Source organism: Arcicella sp. GW822-FHT02H01 (genome assembly GCF_058802005.1).
In genome coordinates, this window is record NZ_JBXANT010000001.1 from 2,010,385 (window position 1) to 2,031,924 (window position 21,540).

At 35.4% G+C, this 21,540-nt stretch carries 18 protein-coding genes; 2 read left to right on the forward strand and 16 right to left on the reverse strand.

Going from position 1 to position 21,540, the window contains the following annotated elements; genetic code table 11:
- Nucleotides 1-60: 60 nt before the first annotated feature.
- From AC1RNE_RS08545 to AC1RNE_RS08585, 9 genes are all read right to left on the reverse strand, one after another.
- On the reverse strand, nucleotides 61-1,653 hold the full coding sequence (locus AC1RNE_RS08545; protein WP_492800592.1) for a M28 family peptidase: 1,593 nt from the start codon (nucleotides 1,651-1,653) through the stop codon (nucleotides 61-63).
- Nucleotides 1,654-1,822: 169 nt separating this feature from the next.
- The gene (locus tag AC1RNE_RS08550; RefSeq protein WP_492800593.1) at nucleotides 1,823-3,223 is read right to left on the reverse strand and encodes a TolC family protein; all 1,401 of its coding nucleotides are present in this window, start codon (nucleotides 3,221-3,223) and stop codon (nucleotides 1,823-1,825) included.
- A gap of 48 nt (nucleotides 3,224-3,271) precedes the next feature.
- Entirely contained in the window at nucleotides 3,272-6,418 is a 3,147-nt protein-coding gene (locus AC1RNE_RS08555) for an efflux RND transporter permease subunit (protein WP_492800594.1), read from the reverse strand.
- A gap of 40 nt (nucleotides 6,419-6,458) precedes the next feature.
- Nucleotides 6,459-7,580, reverse strand: a complete 1,122-nt coding sequence (locus tag AC1RNE_RS08560; protein ID WP_492800595.1) for an efflux RND transporter periplasmic adaptor subunit — start codon at nucleotides 7,578-7,580, stop codon at nucleotides 6,459-6,461.
- Between the two features lie 300 nt (nucleotides 7,581-7,880).
- Nucleotides 7,881-8,222: a hypothetical protein gene (locus tag AC1RNE_RS08565; protein WP_492800596.1), complete on the reverse strand. Its 342-nt coding sequence runs from the start codon at nucleotides 8,220-8,222 to the stop codon at nucleotides 7,881-7,883.
- Nucleotides 8,223-8,560: 338 nt separating this feature from the next.
- Nucleotides 8,561-8,818 carry a DUF4834 family protein gene (locus AC1RNE_RS08570; protein WP_323246265.1) on the reverse strand — a complete coding sequence of 86 codons (258 nt, stop codon included), beginning with the start codon at nucleotides 8,816-8,818 and terminating at the stop codon, nucleotides 8,561-8,563.
- A 322-nt stretch (nucleotides 8,819-9,140) separates the two neighbouring features.
- Nucleotides 9,141-10,355 (reverse strand): phospho-N-acetylmuramoyl-pentapeptide-transferase, encoded by a 1,215-nt coding sequence (mraY, locus tag AC1RNE_RS08575; RefSeq protein WP_492800597.1) that lies wholly within the window; start codon nucleotides 10,353-10,355, stop codon nucleotides 9,141-9,143.
- A gap of 149 nt (nucleotides 10,356-10,504) precedes the next feature.
- Nucleotides 10,505-11,965: a UDP-N-acetylmuramoyl-L-alanyl-D-glutamate--2,6-diaminopimelate ligase gene (locus AC1RNE_RS08580; RefSeq protein ID WP_492800598.1), complete on the reverse strand. Its 1,461-nt coding sequence runs from the start codon at nucleotides 11,963-11,965 to the stop codon at nucleotides 10,505-10,507.
- Between the two features lie 44 nt (nucleotides 11,966-12,009).
- Nucleotides 12,010-14,115, reverse strand: coding sequence for a penicillin-binding protein (locus AC1RNE_RS08585; protein WP_492800599.1), 2,106 nt, complete (start codon nucleotides 14,113-14,115; stop codon nucleotides 12,010-12,012).
- 435 nt (nucleotides 14,116-14,550) lie between these two features.
- Between AC1RNE_RS08585 and AC1RNE_RS08590 the strand changes: the two genes are divergently transcribed.
- Nucleotides 14,551-15,792, forward strand: coding sequence for a glycoside hydrolase family 26 protein (locus tag AC1RNE_RS08590; protein WP_492800600.1), 1,242 nt, complete (start codon nucleotides 14,551-14,553; stop codon nucleotides 15,790-15,792).
- A gap of 204 nt (nucleotides 15,793-15,996) precedes the next feature.
- Here the strand turns inward: AC1RNE_RS08590 and AC1RNE_RS08595 are convergent, their stop codons facing one another.
- The 3 genes from AC1RNE_RS08595 to AC1RNE_RS08605 form a co-directional block, all read right to left on the reverse strand.
- A complete protein-coding gene (locus AC1RNE_RS08595; RefSeq protein ID WP_492800601.1) occupies nucleotides 15,997-16,977 on the reverse strand; it encodes a Kelch repeat-containing protein in 981 nt (326 codons plus the stop codon).
- Nucleotides 16,978-17,075: 98 nt separating this feature from the next.
- A complete protein-coding gene (locus tag AC1RNE_RS08600; RefSeq protein ID WP_492800602.1) occupies nucleotides 17,076-17,276 on the reverse strand; it encodes a helix-turn-helix transcriptional regulator in 201 nt (66 codons plus the stop codon).
- An 11-nt stretch (nucleotides 17,277-17,287) separates the two neighbouring features.
- On the reverse strand, nucleotides 17,288-17,752 hold the full coding sequence (locus AC1RNE_RS08605) for a hypothetical protein (RefSeq protein WP_492800603.1): 465 nt from the start codon (nucleotides 17,750-17,752) through the stop codon (nucleotides 17,288-17,290).
- A gap of 291 nt (nucleotides 17,753-18,043) precedes the next feature.
- Here AC1RNE_RS08605 and AC1RNE_RS08610 point away from each other — a divergent pair, with 291 nt between their 5' ends.
- Nucleotides 18,044-18,628, forward strand: a complete 585-nt coding sequence (locus tag AC1RNE_RS08610; protein WP_492800604.1) for a Crp/Fnr family transcriptional regulator — start codon at nucleotides 18,044-18,046, stop codon at nucleotides 18,626-18,628.
- 13 nt (nucleotides 18,629-18,641) lie between these two features.
- On the opposite strand, the gene AC1RNE_RS08615 is transcribed toward AC1RNE_RS08610, so the two are convergent.
- From AC1RNE_RS08615 to AC1RNE_RS08630, 4 genes are all read right to left on the reverse strand, one after another.
- Complete coding sequence (locus AC1RNE_RS08615) at nucleotides 18,642-19,019, reverse strand: FtsL-like putative cell division protein (protein ID WP_323246272.1); 378 nt, start codon at nucleotides 19,017-19,019, stop codon at nucleotides 18,642-18,644.
- Nucleotides 19,020-19,030: 11 nt separating this feature from the next.
- Nucleotides 19,031-19,960 (reverse strand): 16S rRNA (cytosine(1402)-N(4))-methyltransferase RsmH, encoded by a 930-nt coding sequence (rsmH, locus tag AC1RNE_RS08620; RefSeq protein ID WP_492800605.1) that lies wholly within the window; start codon nucleotides 19,958-19,960, stop codon nucleotides 19,031-19,033.
- 63 nt (nucleotides 19,961-20,023) lie between these two features.
- Nucleotides 20,024-20,983: a hypothetical protein gene (locus AC1RNE_RS08625; protein WP_492800606.1), complete on the reverse strand. Its 960-nt coding sequence runs from the start codon at nucleotides 20,981-20,983 to the stop codon at nucleotides 20,024-20,026.
- Nucleotides 20,980-21,519: a hypothetical protein gene (locus AC1RNE_RS08630; RefSeq protein WP_492800607.1), complete on the reverse strand. Its 540-nt coding sequence runs from the start codon at nucleotides 21,517-21,519 to the stop codon at nucleotides 20,980-20,982. Before AC1RNE_RS08630 ends, AC1RNE_RS08625 begins: the two co-directional genes overlap by 4 nt.
- Between the last annotated feature and the right edge of the window lie 21 nt (nucleotides 21,520-21,540).

Here is a 21,540-nt window from a genome sequence, read left to right on the forward strand (position 1 = left end):
ATTATTCACAAATTGAAGCCTAGATTTATCAGATTAACGTAAAATGATTGAAAGAGAAACCTATTTTTTATCTGAATCTACAACGAGTCTCTTATCACGATTAGCAACATCCCAAGTTAAATAGAAAATCAATTTGGCTCTTTTTTCCATTTGCTCGAATTCTATTTTCTCAACATCATCTGTCGGTTGATGATAGTCATCATGAACTCCATTGAAGAAAAATGCTACTGGAATCTTATTTTTAGCAAAATTATAATGGTCTGAACGATAATAAAAACGGTTTGGATCATTCGGGTCGTTATAACGAAAATCTAAATTGATAGGGTTATGTTTATCATTTTGTTCAATCAAAGAAGCATGTAACTCGGAAGAAAGTTTATCCGAACCAATCACATAAATATAGTCTCCTTTGCCTTCATGTTCCTTATCAGACCTACCAACCATATCAATATGAATATCGCTCACTGTACTTGCTAATGGAAAAACTGGATGAGTTACATAAAATTCAGAGCCTAACAAGCCTTTTTCTTCGCCAGTTACTGTTAAAAAAAGCATACTTCTGCGAGGCTTATTTCCCGCTTTTGCAGCTTCACCAAATGCCTGAGCTACTTCTAGTACAGAAACAGTTCCAGAACCATCATCATCAGCACCATTATAGATTTTCCCATCGGTTACTCCTACGTGGTCATAATGTGCAGAAACAATCACTAATTCGTCTTTTTTATCCGTTCCTTCTAAATACCCTAATACATTGTAAGTCTCAACAGGTTGAGCAGTTCTTTCAATTTTTATCCCTACAGATTGCTTTTCTAATTGATTTGCAACACTTTTAGTAATGGCTTTTTCTTTCAGAATATCTAATTGAGCAACCGTTGTATTAAACAAATCAGCAGCCATTGTTGGCCCAACTGTTAAAACAGCAAAGTCAGAACCTTGAGGGTCTTTTTGGTCAGCAAAGCTAAGTCTTGCATTACCAAACCGTTTTAGCATCGTTTGACGTTGTTTGATTACTTTCTCAAACTCTTCAACACTTTGTTTTGAAATCAGTAATAAAGCCTTTGCTCCTTTACTTTTAGCAGTAGCCATTTTCTCTTTCCAAGCCTCACCTTTACTCCATTTAGACATTTCTGTATTGCCTGAAATCAAGTAGCTGCCATCTGCTAAACGTGGCTCACCTTCAAAAGCGACAACAATTTTACCGTTTACTTTTGTACTTTCGTAATCGTTCAAGGCTTTATCCTCAATACCGTACCCTACAAAAACCGTTTCAAAGGTTTCTTCTTGTGGCATTGGTGAAATAGTATTGGCAATAAAATCAAACAAGTATTTGAATTCTTTCGACTTAGTTTTCAAGTAAAAATCTCCCCAACCACGTTTTATTAAATCTACTGGTTGAAGATAAGAATTCCCATTAACGGGACCTTTTAAACCATAACTATCAAATTGTTTGGCGATGTATTGTGCGGCTACTTTCTGTTCTGGCGAACCCGTATCCCGCCCTTTTAAACTATCTGAAGCGATAAAGGTGAGGTGTTTTTTTAAGTCTTTTACCGTGATGGTCTTAGCATATTTATCTGCAATCTTTTGGGCATTTGTTTGATAAACAGTAGCCGAAAGAAGCAAGACGCTAATCAGGAATGAATATTTTTTCATGAAAGGGTATTTTAATTTATTGATGATGCGAATTTAAGGAAATTATTTGAAAACATTTTCTTAACAATTTGCTCATACTAAACTCCCTTCCCGACAATTCAATTAATTTATTAGAGGTTTTCTTATTTCTTGAAAAAATATCTTCAAGAAATAAGAAAACCAAAAGGTATTATCTCCAACCTCCGCCTAGTGCTTTATAAATATTCACTACGGCATCGTATTGGCGTTTTTTCACGTTGATTAATTCTATCCTAGCCTGTAAAGCATTGGCTTGGGTTAATAAAACCTCCAAATAGGTCGCTCTACCAGTTTTGAATAAGTCTGTAGATGTTACGATAGACTCTGTCAATACATTTACTTCTTTACTTTTCAAGTCTTGAATCAAGCTAAGGTTTTTGATATTAGACATTTCATTGTATACTTCTGTATAAGCACCGATGATGCTCTTTTGGTAATTGTACAAAGCTTCTACCTGAACAGCACTTGTTATTCCGAAATCAGCCATCAGCCCTTTTCTATTGATAATAGGTGCCGATAATCCACCTAAGACATTATAGGCTAATGACTGCGGAGCAATTACATAGGCAGGATTAAAAGTCTGAAATCCTAAAGTAGCATTGATATTCAGTGATGGATAAAATGCCAACCGAGCGGCTTCTACGTCAGCTTTGGCTGCTAGTAGTTCGTATTCAGCTTTTTTAACATCAGGGCGATTTCTCAATAATTGTGCAGGTACACCCATTCTGATTTGCGTTGGCAAAGGCTTCGTAAACTGTAACTTATCTCGATAAATCGGTTGTGGATACCTGCCTAACAAAAAGTTAATTTTGTTCTCAATCTCAATAATTGATTGCAAAATCTCAACTTCTAAACTTCTAGTATTTAGGATTCTCGATTCAAATTGTTTTACCGCCAATTCGTTGGCATAACCAGCTTCTTTCTGAGCTTGAATAATTTGTAATTCATTCAATTGCAGATTTCTGGTTTCTTTAATAATGTCTAATTCATTATCCAACGCAATCAGGCTATAATAGCCAGCCGAAATTTCTGAAATCAAATTGGTGATTATCCAGTTTTTTCCTTCTACACTTGCTAAGTATCGAGCAATGGCGGCTTTCTTTTTATTACGCAATTTACCCCAAATATCTACTTCCCATGAACTCTGCAAACCAATATTGAAGTCTGGAAGATGTTCGGGAATTTTTTGGTCGTTAGAAATATTATTTGAAAAATTGGTATCATAATTACCAACGCCATCCATAGTATATTTTCCAAATCTTTTTTGTCCAGCAGATATGCCTGCCCCTACAAAAGGTTTCCCTAGTACTTTCGCAAAATTGAGCTGATTTTGAGCCATCTCTATTCTTTGCAATGTCATTAACAAATCAATATTGTTATTGAGGGAAGTATCTATCAAAGCAATCAGCGTGGCATCTGTAAAGTAGCTTTTCCAATTGATGGCTGCATCATTGGTCGAATCCTTTTTATTATTATAGGATTCGGGCATGGGTTTTAAAGACGGCTGTTTGTAGGTTTTCAGCGGTTGACAATTGGTAAATACCATTGCCATGAAAAGCCCACTTATAAGTATATAATATTTTAGTTTAATCATCATTTTCTAATTAAGAATTAGTTCTTCTTTCTTGTTTTTCTTAGCTTTTCCTTGTGCCAGTGTAGCAAAAATCACGTATAACCCTGGGATGATTATTACCCCAAACACCGTCCCGAAGAGCATCCCTCCTGCTGCTGCCGAACCGATGGTTTTATTACCGATAGCACCTGCTCCAGAGGCCGTCATTAACGGAATTAGCCCTGCGATAAAGGCAAAGGAAGTCATCAAGATTGGTCTTAACCTTGATACCGCACCTTCAATAGCGGCTTCTAATGGAGTACGTCCTTCTTTTTGTTTTAAAATGGCAAATTCTACAATCAAAATGGCATTTTTACCCAATAGACCAATCAGCATTACGAGGGCTACTTGTGCATAAATGTTGTTTTGTAAGCCCAATATCAACAATAAGAAGAAGGCTCCGAATATCCCCGTCGGCAACGATAGGATTACAGGAATGGGTAACAAGAAACTCTCGTACTGAGCAGCTAATAAAAGATAAACGAAGACTAAACAAATGATAAAGATATAAATGGCTTGGTCTCCTGATAAGATTTCATCTCTTGTCATACCAGACCAATCATAAGTATATCCTTTAGGAAGTTTTTCTGCTGCTACTTCCTTGATGGCTTCAATGGCTTTACCACTGCTGAAACCAGGAGCAGGCTCACCATTAATCATGGCAGAAGTATACATGTTATAACGCGTAAGTTGTTCTGGTCCATAAACTCTTTCTATTCTGATAAAAGCAGAATAAGGTACCATTTCCCCTTGGTCATTTTTCACATACATTCTTAGTATATCATCTGGCTGAGCACGGTATTTAGGCAATGCCTGAATCATTACTTTATACATTTGTCCGAAACGAATAAAGTTTGTGGCATAAAAACTACCGATTAACGATTGTAAGTTATCCATCGCATTATTCACAGAAACGCCTTTTTGTGCTGCTTTGTCGTTGTCCACATTAATGAGGTACTGTGGGAAACTAGCATCAAAACTGGTAAAGGCATTTTGAACTTCTGGACGTTTATTCAATTCTTCAATAAAGCTTTCTGTAACTTTTTGAAGCTTTTGTAAATCACCACTACCCGTTCTGTCTTGTACCCTTAATTCAAACCCACTGGCATTACCATAACCTGGCACGGCTGGCGGAGGGAAAAACTGAATACTGGCATCCTTGATATTTTTTGTTTTCTCCGTTAAGATTTCAACGACATCATCAACCGATTCTTTGCGTTCTTCCCAAGACTTTAGGTTAATCATACCCATACCAAATGACGCTCCCGAACCATCTGTCAACAAACTAAAGCCTGATAAGGTAGAGATTGATTCAACGGCATCTATTTGGGTAGTAGCTCGCTGGATTTCATCCATTACGGCTTCTGTTCTTTCAACTGTTGAACCTGACGGAGTCGTTACGTTGGCATAAACAGTACCTTGGTCTTCAGTAGGAATAAACCCAGAAGGAAGAAAGATATTAGTACCCCAAGTAGCGCCAATAAAGAATAACAGCATTAACAATGTTACGACTCTTCGGTTGGCAATCGAACCTAATAGCGACTTATAACCGTCTGATAAACCATCATATTTCTCGTTAAACTTCACAAAGAATTTGCTTAGCAAATTGGTCTTTTTAGGTTGTCCATGATTATTTTTCAACATAATGGCACAAAGTGCTGGTGTAAGCGTCAGGGCATTTACTCCAGAAATCACAATGGCAATGGCCATGGTAATAGAGAACTGCCGATAGAAAACCCCTACTGGCCCCGATAAAAAGGCTACAGGAATAAACACGGCTGTCATCACCAAAGTAATCGCTACGATGGCTCCACTAATTTCGTTCATGGATGAAATTGTTGCTTCTCGTGCATCCAAATGTTCCAATTCCATTTTAGCATGGACAGCCTCCACTACTACAATGGCATTATCCACCACAATACCGATGGCTAGTACTAATGCAAAAAGGGTTAGTAGGTTAATCGAAAACCCGAAAATCTGCATAAAGAAGAAAGTACCAATCAATGAAACAGGTACAGCCAACGCAGGAATCAACGTAGAGCGAAAATCTTGTAAGAAAATAAACACCACCAATGCCACCAAAATAAAAGCTTCGATAAGGGTTTTGATTACTTCGTGAATAGAAGCATCTAAGAAACGAGAAACGTCATAACTGATGTTGTAGTCCATCCCAGGTGGGAAAGTCGCTACTTTCAGTTCTGCCATTCTTTTCTTTACATTGCTAATTACCTGACTAGCATTTGAGCCTGGTCTTTGCTTTAAGATAATAGCGGCAGATGGCTTTCCATTTTCTTTTGAAAGTACATCGTAATCGAGTGAACCAAATTCAATATCTGCAATATCCTTTAACCTAAGCATCTCGCCATTGGCATTGGCTTTAATCACTACGTTTTCGTATTGCTCTATTTTGGTATATTTTCCCGTGTAACGCAATACGTATTGTAATGACTGAGCTTTTCTACCAGAACTTTCCCCTATTTTACCCGGAGCAGCCTCAACATTTTGGCTTTTGAGCGCATTCATGACATCTTCTGCTGAAACGTTGTATGATGTCATTCTATCAGGTTTCAACCATACACGCATGGAATATTCTCGCTGACCCATGATATCGGCAAAACCAACTCCGTCAATTCTCTTTAATTCTGCTAAGATGTTAATATCTGTAAAATTGTATAAGAATTTCTCATCAGCAGTAGTATCATTCGTCATGATGTTTAAGTACATCAACATACTATTTACTTCTTTTTCGGTAGAAACCCCCGCCTTGATTACCTCCTCAGGTAATTCATCTAGTACAGTCGAAACCCTATTCTGTACGTTTACAGCAGCTAAATCTGGGTCTGTTCCTACTTGAAAATACACTTGAACAATACTTGAGCCATCATTCCCTGATACTGAGGTCATGTAGGTCATTCCGGGTACACCATTGATGGCACGCTCAAGGGGAGTTACTACTGCTTTGGCACATACCTCCGCATTGGCACCAGTATATTTTGTGGTTACTGTTACTGCTGGAGGTGCAATATCTGGAAATTGGGTAACGGGCAGTTGAGTCATTGCTAACACCCCTAATAAAAGTATTATTAAGGATATTACAATTGACAATACTGGCCTATTTATGAATGTTGTAAACATATTTTTTCGTCTTTGGATGGAAGAATGGAATTGAATGAGATTATTTACTTCTTAAATCAGCAATAATTTTTGTCATTGAAATCATCTCTGGAATAATCTTCATTCCGTCTTTCACATTCTGGATACCCTCATAAATAATTCTATCACTAGTAGTAAGTCCTGTTTCTATTACATACAAGTGTGGAATCCTTAGTCTAGGCACAATACTTCTGGTTTGTACTTTATTGTCTTTATCTAATACATATACAAAAATCTTATCTTGAATTTCAAAAGTTGATTTTTGAGGAATTACTAAAGCACTTCTTACATTATTATTGATTCTTACTTTTCCACTCGACCCATGTCTTAATATTCTCTCTGGATTAGCAAAGCGTGCCCTAAAAGCAATACTCCCTGTATTTTTATCAAATTCTCCTTCAATGGTTTCTATGTTTCCTTTGTAGCTATGAGGCTCATTATTGGCCAAAATCAATGACACCTCACTCTTGGCAGATTCTTTGATTGTTTTGGCAAAGTCTAAATATTCTTTTTCAGATACATTGAAATAAGCGAAAACCTCTTTGTTATCTGAAATAGTGGTTAACAAAGTACCTTCATCAATTAAACTCCCTACTTTATTCGGTATTCTATCTACTACTCCATCAAAAGGAGCTTTTATTTCGGTTAATGACAACTTCAATTTGGCACTGGTTTCGTGCGACTGTGCTTCTTCTATTCTGGCATTCAACGCATCTAGTTTTGCTTTGGCCATTTCAAACTCAGTTTTCGACACTACGTTTTTATCAACCAGTTGCTTAACATTTTGCAAGTTCAACTCGGCTGCTTTGGCTTCGGCAATAGCACTTTTCAACATTGCTTTAGCTTTTAGTATTTCCTCTTTATATTCCTGATTACTGATGCAAAATAGTATTTGTCCTTGTTTGACAGACTTACCTTCATCTACCAATATTTTATCAATATACCCTTTTACACGAGCACGTATTTCTACATTTTTGATGGCATGAATATCTGATACATAATCATTATTATAATCCGTATCAATTATGATGGGATTAGTGGTTGGAAACGCCTCTTGCTTCTCTTTACTGTCTTTGTTGGTTGAACATGCTGTCATAAACAAAACAGTAGCACTGAAACATAAAAGCATGAATACTTTTTTCATTACATTAATAAATTAAGTGAATAAATACTTTGGGCTGATTATTAGCGACATCAAATACCCAGTAAAATTTTACTAATTATTTTTAAGGAATGTGGTTATTGAAAACTAATCAATATAGTATCAGGAAACGCCAATTCGGGATTTCATTGATACTGACTTAATCATCAGTTTTTTGCTATACAATAAGATTTTACGATTCAAAATCTTTCTAAAAAGTATAGCCATAGCAAATGTTACCTCGCCAAAACGAAGACATTATTCACCCTCAAGCAATTAATTTTAAGAAAGTTTTTGGAATTGTTAAGCCACATAAAGCGGGCTCTCGGGAGGGGGAGAATGGAATAAAATAATTACGTCAAGATAATGGGCATCTTTATAGATAAAATTGCCCTTAGTTTTAAGAGGTGTCCCTAAATCAAATAAAAATGAATCTCCTTCGGAACAAACTCTTGTAATATAAGCAGAGCGATTACGCTTAGTACTTTTTGTCTTTTTTTGTACATGCTCTTCTTCTACATCTGAATCATCAAACCCAAGTATTAGGTTCTCAAGAGAGAAAAAATAAGCATGATTTTTTAAATCTTTAAGCGTTTTATAACGCTTTGATGAATTGTTGATGTTTTGGCATGAAAAGCCAATCATTTTTTCGAAATCCTTGGAAGATAGCAGGGAATTATTAATTAAACAAGCACTATGTTGATTGACAAAAAAACTTTGATTAGTACAATTTACATTTGCAGATACTGGAGTGATTTTGATGAGGAATAATATCAAAAATGTGCATTTAATGCAAAAAAGAATATGTTTTGGGGTTAATTCCACAAAATTTACAAATTCACGTTTAACAAAAATACAATTTTTATCCTAAAATCAAAATATTTAAAATTGATTTTTAGACGAAGCAAACGATTAGTGATACTAAATCACGGATTTAATAGGGTAAATTTTTCAGAAGGCTATAAATCGTAAAAAAGAGGTCTTTATTTGACCTCCTCATAATCTACGTATTCGCCACCGTCAAAATTTTCTGTACTTTTCCCTTTTTTGGGTGGAACAAAATCCACATCAATCTGGCCTTCACGCTTATTAGATGAAGAATGATACGATTGCTGTTTTTGGTTAAAGTCCTGCTGGGCTTTATTAATCTGAGAAACCACAAATCCTCTTAAAGCCCATTTTAATAAACGAGGAAAGATAAATAAGATAAGACAAATTATAAGGAATATCTTGAACAACATGATTGTTATGATTTACGGAACTACTGAAAGTAAAAAGTATTTCAATTGATGATTGCCAAATACATTATTACGCTACAAAAATACTACATTTTAATGAGTAGCCTGTACTGTTTTGGCAAGCTCCAGTGAATTGATTTCATAAATTAATAACGCCAAATTTACAAATTAGTTTTTTCAGTCATTACAAAAATCAAAAAGTTTTTATAAATGGTTGTATTTTCATTTGAATAAGATTTTAAGCTTTTGGATAGTTTAAAAACAAAAGCACTTTCAGAAATTCCGAAAGTGCTTTTATCCTATAATATAGTTTGATGCCGAAAATCTATCTCAATTTTAAAGTAACTACCGAAACAACCACCAAAAGAATACAGATAATCCAGAAACGGGTTACAATTTTAGCTTCGTGGTAACCTTTTTTCTGAAAGTGATGGTGCAGAGGCGACATTAAGAAAATACGTCGCCCTTCACCAAATTTCTTTTTGGTATATTTAAAATAACTTACCTGCATAATGACAGAAAGCAATTCTATTAAGAATATTCCACACAATACTGGTATCAACAATTCTTTTCTGATTACAATAGCGAGTGTCGCGATGATTCCACCTAGCATTAAGCTACCTGTATCACCCATAAATACTTGTGCTGGGAAAGAATTGTACCATAAAAAACCTACGCACGCTCCTACAAAGGCCGCACAAAAAACGGCCAGTTCACCAGAATTAGGAATAAACATTACGTTCAAATATTGAGAGAACACTTTATTACCCGATACATACGCTAATACTGCCAAACCAATACCTATAATTACAGATGTTCCAGCCGCCAAACCATCAATCCCATCCGTAATATTTGCTCCGTTAGAAACTGCCGTAATAATAAAAATAACAGCAATTACATATATTACCCACGTATATTGGTCAAGCCCCAAGAAATCGGGGATTAAATAGCTATAATCGAACTGGTTGTTTTTTAGGAAAGGTACTGTTGAAATCAACGCTTTTGAATCCGTAAATTTTTGTACTTGACCTATGTTGGTAGCAATCTTTGCTTTCTCGTAAAACCTTACTTTAATGTCATCATTAAACCACATCGTAAGACCCACGATTAAGCCCAAGCCAATCTGACCAACGATTTTGAATTTACCTGAAAGACCTTCTTTATTCTTTTTGAATACTTTGATATAATCATCAATAAAACCAACACCCCCCAACCAAACGGCACTTACTAACAACAAAATGATGTAAATATTATTAAGTTTAGCGAACAACAAGGTTGGTACTAGTAAAGACAATAAAATAATAAAGCCACCCATCGTAGGCGTACCTTTCTTTTGCATTTGTCCTTCTAATCCTAAATCTCTGATGGCTTCGCCAATTTGTAATTTACTCAATAGATTAATCACGGCTTTTCCCCAAATGGCTGCAATCCCTAAAGAGGTAACTACTGCCCCAAAAGCACGAAAGGTAATGTATTGAAACAAACCTGCTCCTGGAAAATTGAAGTGTTTATCTAAATACTCAAATAGATAATAAAGCATAATAATTTGGTTAGTATGATGGCGAAATTATGAAGACAGATTAAAATAGCTTTTGTTTGTATAAACTGAAGTGCAAATTTAGTAATGTTATTTAGTTTTAAAGCAATATTCTATACCTAATCGTGCATCTCTTTTGTTGATAAGTCTTTCTAATTTCCGAAAGCTTCTTTCAAAATCAACCTGTCATCAAAATCGTATTTTACTCCTTGAATATCCTGATAGGTCTCGTGCCCTTTGCCCGCTACCAATATAATATCTCCTGCTTCGGCCAAGGTATTGACAGCATAATCAATAGCTTCTTTTCTGTCTACAATGGTTTTTGTTTTTTTGAAATCTAGCGGAGGAACGCCTTTTTGCATCTGAGTCAGAATCTCTAATGGGTCTTCTTTGCGTGGATTATCAGACGTCAAAATTACTTTGTTCGATAAACTACAAGCTATTTTTGCCATAATCGGGCGTTTGGTAGCATCTCTGTTTCCGCCACAGCCCACTACCGTGATTACCTGTTGGTTATCTCCTTTTATCTGCTTGATGGTTTTCAACACATTCTCTAAAGCATCTGGCGTATGCGCATAATCTACAATACCTACCTTTTTGTCTTTGATTGAAACAATCTGTTCAAAACGCCCTGGAGCTGTTTTCAAACCTGACATCTGTACAAGTACTTCGTCGGGGTCTTCGCCCAATAAAGTTGCAGCGCCATAAATAGCCATTAAATTATATGCATTAAAAGTACCTATCAGTTGAAAATGTATCTCACGTCCATCTATTTCCATTTGCAAACCATAAATACTATCGGAAACAATTCTGCCTTTTACCGTAGCAAGGGTTTCTAGGGAGTAGGTTTTTATACTGGCTTTGGTATTCTGAACCATCACTGCACCACGGCGGTCATCAATATTTACTAAAGCAAAAGCCGTCTTGGGTAAAGCATCAAAAAATCCTTTTTTGGCTTTGATATAGTTATCGAACGTACCGTGAAAATCAAGGTGGTCATGAGTGATATTGGAGAAAATAGCCCCTGCAAAAGTTACTCCCGTAATACGATGTTGCACGACCGAGTGAGAGCTTACTTCCATAAAGGCATTCGTACAGCCAGCCTCAACCATTTCTGCCAATAGTTTATTCAAACTCACTGCATCTGGAGTAGTATGAGTGGAAGGAATAATTTCTTCGTCAATCTGATTTTGCACGGTAGAAATCAATCCACAACGATAACCTAGTTGACGAAACAAACGAAATAACAACATCACAGTTGTAGTCTTTCCATTAGTCCCCGTGATGCCTACTAATTTTAATTTCTGAGATGGATTGCCATAAAAAGCAGAAGCAATATATCCCAAGGCTTCGGAAGTATCTTTTACTTGAATATAAGTAACTGATGATAACGGATTTTCAGGGAAATCTTCACAAAGAATAGTACTTGCCCCTAATTCAATGGCTTTATCAATAAATGTATGACCATCAACCTGTGTGCCTTTTAAAGCCACAAACATCGAGCCTTCAGTAACGCCACGAGAGTCAATGATGATAGATGAAACTGCTATTTCAGTATTACCTAGTATAGTAATTGTTTTAATATTTTTAAGAAGACTCGTCAGGATTTGCATAATGATACTTGAAAAATTCAAACTAAAAAACCACTAATTCTCCATTAGTTTAGTACTAACCCAATTGTTCTATTTTTAGTAGCGAAAGAACCGGGTGGAATAGATTGGCTACTTACGCGACCAATACCTTTATAACTTACTTTATAACCTTTGTTTTCTAATACATAAATAGCATCCCTTAACGACATTCCCCTCATATCAGGCACTTTATTTTTAGGATTTCGGTGTTCCTCAAAATGCATCTTGCCATTTTCAGCTTGCATCGTTGCCCATCCTTCATTAGCAGGCATTTTTTCGATACCAAACTCTTCGTTGATAGCTTTGATGTCTGAAGTATGCGCAATTTGTTTTTGGCTTGTAAGCTTGGCACCCCCTTTTGCTAATAACTTATGCATTTGAATATCACAAGCATAAATTTTGTCTGCAATTTCTTTAAAAACAGGTGCTGAAGCATCACTAGCAAAAAGTGCTTCTCTTTTTACACCTCTTGGATTATCAATCGCCACTACACAACTATACTTAGGAGCATCGGCAGGGAAATAGCCAATAAAAGAGGTATAATACATTCCTTTTCTGTATTTACCATTAATTAGTTTCTGCGAAGTTCCTGTTTTACCTGCTATTTTATATAAATCATTTTTGATATTAGAGGCTGTTCCTCTTTCCACAACGCCTTCCAACATCTTTCTTACCTTTACTAAAGTTTCTTCAGAACAAATAGGGTTTTCGTCAACTTCTTGTTTGATTTTGAAGTCATCTTCTACTTTATCTGCTACTCTGGTTTCTTTTACGATAATGGGCTGAATCCATTTTCCATTGTTGGCAATAGCGTTATAGAACGTCAGCATTTGAAGGGGTGTCAAAGCCATCCCGTATCCAATAGAATTCCACGGCAAACCTGTGATATCTCCCTTTTTAGGAGGACTGATTTTAGGAATCGCATCTGGACGCAATTGAAAATTCAACCGTTGGTCTAAATGAAAATCATGGAGTTTTTTGTAATACTTCATTTCATTTCCTTTGCCAAAATACTTTAACATTAACTTCGCAGTACCAACGTTTGACGAATGTTCGAAAACCGATTGTGCTGTTATGGTTCCATAACCGACAGTTTTAGAATCCTCTAAGATTTTATCTCCGATTTTCATTTTACCATCGCCTGTCTCTACCAACTCATTATTCGATAAATTCCATTCTTCCATTAATGCCACCATGGATGCTAATTTAAACACAGAACCTGGGTCGGTTAAACCCAACACAGCATGATTATAAGTTTCTGCATAATTAGACGTATCACGCATTCTTGTAAGGTTGGTCATCGCTTTGATTTCACCCGTAGCTACTTCCATTACTACTACACAGCCTTTATCTGCCCCTGATCTTTTTAAGGCTCTTAATAAAGAGCTTTCGGCAACGTCTTGAATATTAACATTGATGGTTGTGTGAATATCCAAACCCGGAATTGGAATAGATTCTTCTCCTCCATCTATTGGGCGAAAACTTCCTTGACCTATTTTCTCAAAAATACCTTTTCCCGGTACTCCTGCCAATTGACTATCAAAACTGTTTTCAATCCCTACTTTTTCTTTATCTTTTTTATACCCTATTGTACGAAACCCCATTTTACCAAAAGGATTATAACGCACATTTACTTTTTCAAAAACTACTCCGCCTTTATATTTTCCTTCTTTGAAAATAGGCCAAGTCTTCATCATTTTTACATCTTGAAAATCAATCAAAGAATTATTCAGAAGAATGTAGCGGTCTTTTTCATGGCGAGCTAAATTAATCATCGAGAAATAATCTTTCCAATCTTTATCTCCATAAAAGTTTGATAATTTCTTACACAAATCTTCAATGCCCTCCTCAAAAATCTTTTTGTTTTTATCAGACAAAGAAACTAGTGGGTCAAAGCCTAAACGATATTTGGGCAAAGAGGTAGCCAGCAAACTACCGTCGTCTGCATAAATATTCCCGCGAACCGCCTCTATCGTTCTTTCACTCACATACCTGCGACTCGATTCTTTTCGCCATTTTTCACCTTCAATATTTTGTAATTGAACAATTCGCCATACTATTCCTATGGCAAAAAATAGAATTAGCAAAAACACAAAGCGTAACCTTAAAACAATGTCTTTTTTGATGTTCATTGATATATAAATCTGACAGAAAAATGCTTATAAATGCTTTTCCAAGCTACAATATCCACAAATATACTAAAAATCGGAAATGCGAATTGAAGAAAGCATCAAGATGATGAAGAAAGGGAAAATAAATACAAGACGAAGCCCTAATAAACTGAGCCTGCTATTTACATCTCCCTAAACAAATTTTACGATAGGATAATAAACTTTTTGGAGACGCAAGTTCTCTAAAAATAATATTTTTAAATCCTTTATTAATACAATTTTTTCATTTAGCTATAGTCTTTATTCGATTAAAAGAAATAATTGTAATTTAATCTCGGTTCCTAACCTAACATGATAATTATTTACATTCAGGGCATTTTTCGACACCAATAATATATAGTAATTCTCCAAAAAATATAGTTTATAAAAAATAACTCTCATAATTAAATTAAAAACATGAAGAAAAAATTAAGTCTTGCTATTGTTGCTTCAATGGCACTACTGGGCTCTTGTGCTAAAAGTATCGACCCAGTTGTTACTCCTCCCGTGGTGCCCCCAAAAGTAGATACTACCAGTGCATCAGATAAACTTACTAAACAGAATGTCAGCCAATACATGGTCGATAAAAATGCAACGCCACAAACGATTGCCTTATTTTATAATTTAAAAATACTATCGAAAACAAAATTCGCAGTTGGTCAACAAGCTGCCTTTGATGGTTTTTATAAGAACGTAGGTGGAATGTCTGACATCAAGAAATCCACAGGAAGCGACCCTGCTGTGTTGGGTTCAGACTTTCTCTTTATTACTGATAAAGCCAATGATGGGACTAGTGGTAATTGGTTTTATCAACAAGAGGTTGCTACTATTAACAATGTGATAAAGGCATACAATGATGGTATCATCAATATTTTTTGTTGGCATCTCAGAGAGCCCTATAATGAAAAATCATTTTATGCAAGTGATATGACTGCACTTGAAAAAACGAAAGCTTTCAAAAGTATCTTGCCAGGGGGTGACAACCATGAGTGGTATAAAGCCAAATTAGATAAGATTGCTTCTGTATTCAATAAGCTAAAAGGTAAAAATGGAGAATTGATTCCTGTTATTTTCAGACCTTTTCATGAATATGATGGCAGTTGGTTTTGGTGGGGAGCAGATTTTTGTACAGCAGAGGAATACAAAACGGCTTTCAAATTTACTGTTGACTATCTTAAAAATACCAAAGGAGTACATAATGTATTGTATTCGCTTGGCCCCGATAATAGCTATGATACTAAAGAGAAGTACCTAATAAGATATCCAGGTGACGATTATGTCGATATTCTGGGAATGGATAATTATGGGGATTTAAGGAGTGGTGCTGGCATAACGGGCTCTAACTTAGCTAATAAAAAACTGAAAGTTATTTCTGATTTAGCCAAAGAAAAAGTGAAAATAGCAGCCTTTACTGAAACAGGTTTTCAAGTAACACCTACTGTTCCTCCTGTGACGGGCTGGTTCTCTAATTTTCTTTTAAATACCATTACTGCCAATAACCTTGAAATAGCGTTTGTGATGCTTTGGGGGAATAGTGGTGATAGTTATTATGTACCCACGCCAGCGGCATCAAATGTTACCGACTTTGTTGATTTCACGAAAAGTCCTAAGGCCGTTTTACAAAATAAATTGCCTAATATGTACACGATAAGTAATTGAGTGATTTAGTGAATGTGTGATTTAGTGATTACAAAATCAACAAATTACTCTTTTAGATTATGTTGTTTAATTTTGAATCCTTGCTTAGCAATAGGGAATATTCTTATCATAAAACAAGCTCTGAAATTGTGAATTTAGACAATTTCAGAGCTTGTTTATTTATGAATTATATAGATTTTGAAAAAACTGAAAAGATAAACACCATTATTTCAACACTTCTATCACATCAAGGTCTGGGCCACCACCACGATTTCCTGACCCTGCTATCGTATACACTTTCCCTTTTACTATTACTGCACCTGTGCCATGTCGCCCTTGATTAAGGCTTGGAAATTTTACCCATGCTTGTTTATCTACATCAAATGCTTCAACATCACTGTGGGCGGGTACTTGTGCTGGGCTTTCTCCACCTATAATCAATAGTTTATTGCCCAATGCTACAGCAGAATTTCCCGCTCTTTGGGTTGGCAGGTTTAAGTTTTCTGGCAATGTTTTCCAACTATTCTGTTTGAAATCATATACATCTACCGCAGGTTCTGTCAATTCCAATACTTTGTTGATTTTAGCAGTCGACCGTCTGCCTCCTGCTAAATACAATTTATCTTTTATCACCGCCACACTTACATGGTCGCGAACATGGGGAGCATCAGCCAATTTACGCCAAGTATTAGTCTGTGGGTCATATTCATCTAGCCATGCTACGTGTCCATCCCAATGCCCATCTTGAATCCCGCAGACCAAGTAAATCTTATTTTTGTACACAACACAGCCCGCAGAACCTCTTAATCTATCAGTGGGTATTTCTGGTCCTTTTCGCCATTCGCCTTTTTCAATGTTAAAAATATAAATATTAGGAATAGGCGTTTCATGAGGATATTGCCCCGTCAAAGCACCTATCACATATACTTCATTATGATAAGTAACTGCTTGTAAATGGTGAATCTCTAAAGGCACATCTCCCACCCTCGTCCATGTTTTAGTATTGATGTCATATACTTCGGTAGCTTTTACATTTCTTCCACCAAACAATACTAATTTATCCCCAACCGCTGCTAGCGTGTTTTCTGACCGCTTGGTAGAAGTATTCACAGGCTGTATAATCTCCCAAGTTTGTGAATATATATTTACATTGACAAAGCAGGTTAATGCACAAAAGAATGACAAGAAACGAAGCTTAATTTTCATAGTATTTAAATTGTTTATAAGTTTTAATGCTTCAATTTAATTACTAAATCTTAAAAATCAAGCCTTAGCTATGGCTATCGTATCCTGTAAACTTCTTACTAATCATTGTCTTCTAATTCAAAAATCTCCTCTATCTTTTTAGTAAATTCACGGGCAATTTTCAAAGCTAATACTGTTGAAGGGACATATTTGTTGCTTTCTATGGCATTGATTGTTTGCCGGGAGACTTTAACTCTTTCTGCTAGTTCTCCTTGGGTAATGTTTAGTATCGCCCTTTCTATTCTGATTGTATTTTTCATAAGCAATACGGTTAATTTTCCATTTTTGATTTTAAGTATAAAACATAGTAAAACCTGCCAATGAAAAACAGCAAAGGTGTAAACATATTATATATCATTACATTAAAATAATAAGTGCCATATACAAAAATGGTGGCTACTATTAAAAGTCCAAAATTAATATAAATAGCCCATTGAAGGGTTTCTAGCCTTACTTGTGATACATATTCATCTTCTACTTTTTCTTTTGAAAAAGCAATCAAAATCATTCCAACGATAAGTCCTATTACCATAAACTCGTCGCCGAGATTAAGCGTAGTTTGATTGCTGGATGCATCGAAACTATCTTGTAATGCATATTTAAAAGGTAAAGTAATGGTAAAAAAATCAAGCTCTGCTTTTGTAATGGCTCCAACAATCCAAATTAATAAGAAAAGGATTGTTAATGTCCAGCCAACAAATTTGTACTGATACGGAAATAAGAATTTTGCTTTCATCGGAATATATGTTAAGAGTTTTAGACAAGTTTAACGAACTAAAAGTAAAGTATATTTTACATTTTGACAAATATTTTATACATTTTTTTAGTTATGAGTCTTGAGTTTTGAATCGTGAGTGATGAGTTGTGAGTTGTTAAAAGGTTGTTACCATTAAATGACAACCTATTTTAGGCAAGGACAAAGCACAACTTACAACTCAAGACTCACAACTCATCACTGAAAAGAAATATAGCAATACACCTTATCAATTTTTTGCTCTTGATTGTATCTTTGAAAAAACTTTCTTGCATGACTTCCCCAAAGCTTTTACTTCAACAAACCGTCAATCATATTCATCCTTTATCTGAGGACGACTTTGAGTCTTTTTATGCGTTGTTTAAGCCTTTTTCTGCCAAACGAAAGGAACTACTTACTGAAGCTGGTAGTGTTGAAAAGTATTTGTATTTTGTAGTAGATGGATTACAAAGATTGTATTATCTGGATGAACACAACCGAGAAGCGACTTTGGTTTTTTCTTATCAATCAAATTTTGGCGGTATCCTCGATTCGATGATGAATCAAACCCCGTCTAAATATTATTATGAGACCTTAAGTCCTTCTGTTTTTTTAAGGGCTTCATATACTCACATAGATGAACTTCTAGCTACTCATCCTGCTATTGAAGTATTATTAAGGAAAGGATTAACAGGTGCTTTTTCAGGAATATTGGAGAGGTTAGTAGAATTACAATGTTTTTCTTCCGAAGAAAAATTTCAACAATTATTACGGAGAAGTCCACATATTTTACAAATTGTACCGCATAAATATTTAGCTAATTATATCGGTATCGACCCTAGCAATTTTAGTAAGCTAATCAATAGTATTAAGATTTAGATTTTAAAATCACCTAATCTTCAACCACAATTTTGGTTGGAGGCACTTTGTTTTCTTCCAGTCCCATTGGCGCTACTTTCTTAATAATTTCAGATTGCTTTCCTGCTTTCATAAAATCAGCCTTCTGGGTGGTATAATCAGCCCTTTTTTCTTCCAACACAAATTTTGCTTTATCTATTTTATGAATCAGACTTTCAGCATTCAACGACGATACGATATAGATAACAATGAGTCCCGATACCCATAATACATAGCGAAGTTGGCTGGCTGGAAATTCGCCACCCAACAGTCTATCCATGTTGAATATTTTATCAAAAAAAGCAAAGATACCCTTACTAGGTTTATTACTCGACTGACTAACCTTTGGGGCACGGGATACATTTTTTGCCATAATGCTTGTTTTTACTTTTCAGACAACGCTGCAATTCTTAGTTTAGCACTTCTACTTCTACCATTGATTGATAATTCCTCTGGCGATGCCTCAATAGGTTTTTTATTGATAGCCATCAAAGGTTTGGTTACCGTACCGTAAATAATATCTTTATCAGGCTCTCCTTTGAAGTTTCCTGCCTTGATATAGTTCTTAACGAGTCTATCTTCCAAAGAATGGAAAGTCATGATACATAGCCTACTTTCTTCATCTTTCAACAAATCTGGCACTTGTTCCAAAAACTCTTCTATTACTTCCAATTCCTGATTAACTTCAATCCTGATGGCTTGAAATACCTGTGCAAAATACTTGAACTCTTTGAATTTAGGAGCATATTTTTCTAAAATAGCTTTCAATTCGCCTGTAGTCTTAATAGGTGTATTCAGCCTTGCACTATGAATAGCATTGGCCAAAGTACGAGCGTTTTTGATTTCACCATACATCCCTAAAATTTTATGCAATTGTGCCTCAGAATATTCATTGACTATAGTATAGGCTGACACCTCTGCCTTTTGATTCATCCTCATATCTAAATCCCCTTCAAAGCGTGTCGAAAATCCACGTGTTGGTTCATCTATCTGATGTGATGAAATACCAAAATCGGCTAAAATACCATCTACTTTTTTGACTCCGTACAATCGTAGGTATTTTTTAATGTTCCTAAAATTGGTTTCGATGAATGTAAAGCGAGGGTCTTGAAAACCCTGAGCATTTACTTTAGCGTCTGGGTCTTGGTCAAAAGCATATAGCTTTCCCTTTTCCCCCAATTGTGCCAATATAGCTCTTGAATGACCACCGCCCCCAAAAGTTACATCAACATAAACGCCATCAGGACGTATATTTAGTCCGTCAAGGCATTCTTGAAGCATTATTGGGCGATGGTACTCGGTATTGATTGTCATTATTTTTAATCTTTAAATACAAATTTATGGATAATCTTGCAGGAATTTAATCAAGCGTTTCAATTAAATATGAAGCAGTTTCCTGATATCCAACGCTAATTTTTGAGAGAAAATCTCCGCTCCATATTTATTCAAATGTTGAGAATTATAAAAATACTTCTGTTGATAACAGAGTGAATCCTTTGAATAATCTAAAAAATAACAGTGATATCGTTCAGATACATTTTTACACATATTAATCATGATATACTTATTTTTATACAAAGGCTGTACTTCGTAATACTCAGGAGCATACAATAACACCACTTTTATGTGTTGTTTCTCGCAAAAAGCTAAATAGTCTTCAAACTGTTTTGTGATAGTCTTATCGAACGTATACCTCACTCCTTTCGGATACCGCTTTTTAAACCTTTCAAAATCCTGATTCCATTCATAAGCATTGCCTCTGTAACCCTTATATTTAGTAGTAGTATCGTATAGTGAAGTAAAATTCACAAAATTACAAATGCCTTCCCAAGCCAAAGCCTGTTGATTTTTATACTTTAGTAGGGGTATGTTTTGTTGATATTCATCAAACTCACCTTTATGTCCACGTGTAGTTTCCGTTATGATTGGCTCGTTGATAAAAGGTAGAAACTGTTCTGGATTTACTACATCAGCACGTTTGGAAAAACCATATGCATCTACATTATGAATAATATATTTAGGCTTTTTATTATGAGCCAAATACAATTTAAATCGTGCAAATTGCATATCGAAATGCCAAGCCGACATGCCTAGATTATAAGAATTAAGCTTTAGTGTACTGTCAATAATTTTAGGAGAAATATGAAACTCGGCCCTAGATGACCCCAAAATCAATAAATCTGCATTGATTTTTCCATCGAATAAATCATTCCAGGTGGCATAATATTCATTCCTAGATTTTCTTAGACCGCTATCTACAACAAATGCCAAGGCATATAAACTAATGATAATTAGAAAGGACAATAAAGCTATTTTCTTTAAAAACCTTTGTATCATTTTTGTGCTTTTGCTTCTATCTTAAATGCCTTTTTATCTCCAAACACTAGTTTCTGTGTACCTTCTATTAAATAATAGTCGACTACGCCATTCGCCAAAGTCATTTTAATATGCTTATCGGTTTCATAAAGGTAGTTTTCGTTGGTAATAGTGGCTTCTAATGCCGTAAATGCTCCCTTTTGAAGATAGATTTTTACAATTTTTACTGGAAGATTCTCCTTCGCTTTTAGGGTATAAACGATGGTAGAATCAGATTGATTGATGTCATAACTATTTAAATAAGCAGGTTTATTCAAATCAGTTTGTACGAATAGCTCTAATTCTTTTGACCAGTCTTCTATCTTGATAAGCTTGGTTTCTGGTATATTATTGCTCCAGACAGTTTTATTAAAAGATGGTTTCTTTGTATTCAGAATATTGATTTGATTGCTTATAGTAGTTTTTAAATCAAAATATTTATTGATAAAAGAGGTCTTTTCTTCCTTACAAGCGATAAGCAAAGTAAGCGTTACAAGTATTATGATGGATGATTTCATATTACAAAATTACGGATGTAT